At 37.0% G+C, this 1,768-nt stretch carries 2 protein-coding genes; one reads left to right on the top strand and one right to left on the bottom strand.

Translation table 11 applies throughout. The annotated features are described in order from the left end of the window. Window positions 1–126 precede the first annotated feature (126 nt). On the top strand, window positions 127–444 hold the full coding sequence (locus tag GO685_RS05055) for a hypothetical protein (protein ID WP_175937844.1): 318 nt from the start codon (window positions 127–129) through the stop codon (window positions 442–444). A gap of 48 nt (window positions 445–492) precedes the next feature. Here the strand turns inward: GO685_RS05055 and GO685_RS05050 are convergent, their stop codons facing one another. After that, complete coding sequence (locus GO685_RS05050) at window positions 493–1,524, bottom strand: extracellular solute-binding protein (protein WP_175937843.1); 1,032 nt, start codon at window positions 1,522–1,524, stop codon at window positions 493–495. Window positions 1,525–1,768 lie beyond the last annotated feature (244 nt).

Below are 1,768 nucleotides of genomic sequence, written 5' to 3'. Positions count from 1 at the left end.
TATGCATTGGGTAACCTCCTATTGTTGCTAAAATACTGGAGTTTACCCTATTTCTCTCTCTACTCTCTTTCTAATCCATAGTTAGCGTTTGGAGGACCAATTGGTGGTATAATTGCTATAGGCCTTATGGTTGTTGATGGGATATCAGGTGGTAAGCTCATTCAAGGGGCAGAAAAGGTACTAGATGCAAGTTATGACGTACTGAGTGCTGCGGGAAAAGGCATATTAGATGCAGGAAGACGGGCAGTACATAAGATGAAAAGCTCTGGGAAGGAAGTTGAAAAAGAAGGCAAGCCAACACATAGCTTTAACAATCCTGCCTACTTTCCTGAGGTGAATGATGGAAAGAAAGTTGATAGTGAAAAACAGCAAGTTCAGGGTAATAAAGCCAAAGCTGAGTTGCAAAGAAGAGAAAACTCAGAAAACAAAAGAGAAAGGTGCTAGAACTCAGTAGCATAAACCTTTCACCCCAGCGTTACCAAGCGCTGGGCATTACTTCCATTTACACTCGTCAGCTATCATAACAGCTTCGAGCAGGTGCTCTTCAAGTTTGCTGAGGGGCAAGTCACTTTGTGGATAATTCCCCCAAGATTTTAATATGTCAGAAGTTTCGATACCTTCAACAATAGGATATTCCTGATTTTTTCTAGCATATAGTTCTTGAGCTTGCTTGCTTACTAAAAATTCCAGCAAAGTTATAGCGTTTTCTCTGTTTTTTGCGTTTTTTGTTACCGCTGCTCCACTAATATTCACCATTACGCCATTATCATTTTGATTAGGGAAGAAAACCCCTAGCTTGTCTATAATATTCCTTTTATTTCCATGCCCTGATGAAAGAATCCTTGCAAAATAATAGCTGTTTACTATTGCAACATCTCCTTCACCAGCAGCTACAGCGTGGATTTGGTCAGTATCACCACCACTTGGTTTTCTTGCCATATTGCTCACAATTCCACAAACCCATTCTTTTGCCTTTTCAAAACCATCGTTTGCAATCATAAAAGCAATCAATGATCGGTTATATGGACTCGTAGAAGAGCGTACTAATATCCTTCCTTTCCACTCTTCATTTGCTAAATCTTCATAAGTACTTAAATCTTTAGGATCTGCTGATTCTTTATTATAAACCAATATTCTAGTTCTTTTTGTGAGGCCAAACCAATAATCTTCATTATCTCTAAATTTTGCAGGTATAGCATTTTTTAAAACCTCTGAGTCTACTTGGGACAGAAGGTCTCTTTTTTTTGCTAAAATCAAATTCACTGCATCTGCAGTCAAAAATAAGTCAGCTTCACCACCATTTTCCATGCGTGAGAGCAACTGAGAATAATCATCAATAATATAACGTACCTTAATGCCCGTATCTTTTGTGAATTCGTCAAATAAAGTGCGTACTAACTCCTCTTTACGTGATGAATAAACATTCACCACTTGTGAATTGTCAGTTTCGCTTTTCTTGTACAAATAAGTAACGACTATTAATACAACTGCTATTAGAAATGTGAATATTAAAGCTCTTTTCATATTGAATAGAATAATTTCTCTTAGTTAGAAATATCCAAATGGCAAGGTCTTGGCAAGTGTAAATCTTCAAAATGTTGCACTATCCCAGTTTGCAGTACTACCGCTAACTATGGATTAGAAAGAGAGTAGAGAGAGAAATAGGGTAAACTCCACTATTTTAGCAACAATAGGAGGTTACCCAATGCATAAGAATATAACAGAGTTATTCTGTTTTGTAGATGATTATTGTAAAATAATAGATGAG

The sequence above is a fragment of the Wolbachia endosymbiont of Madathamugadia hiepei genome (assembly GCF_013366855.1).
GTDB lineage: Bacteria > Pseudomonadota > Alphaproteobacteria > Rickettsiales > Anaplasmataceae > Wolbachia.
This window is presented reverse-complemented; position numbering and strand designations above follow the sequence as displayed.